The following is a 361-nucleotide window of genomic DNA, read 5'->3' as shown; positions in this document are numbered from 1 at the left end:
TTTGTACTCTCAAGATTTAAGTAACTGTACAACAAGAGGCATGAAAGAGGCTCAAGCCTCGCTGTTTTTGTACTCTCAAGATTTAAGTAACTGTACAACTTACCGTCTGTATCTTTGACAAAACCTTCGGTTTTTGTACTCTCAAGATTTAAGTAACTGTACAACCTGATAACGCTGAGCTGATTGCTAAGTCAAGTTTTTGTACTCTCAAGATTTAAGTAACTGTACAACATTTGATATTCCGTTCTTTAACGCCTGCGGGTTTTTGTACTCTCAAGATTTAAGTAACTGTACAACATAGCACTCTTTATCCTACAGCCTTCCGACGTTTTTGTACTCTCAAGATTTAAGTAACTGTACA

Source organism: Streptococcus sp. HMSC062B01 (assembly GCF_001811085.1).
GTDB lineage: Bacteria > Bacillota > Bacilli > Lactobacillales > Streptococcaceae > Streptococcus > Streptococcus gordonii.
The sequence above is the reverse complement of the archived record's forward strand: the minus strand, read 5'-3'. Positions refer to the sequence as shown.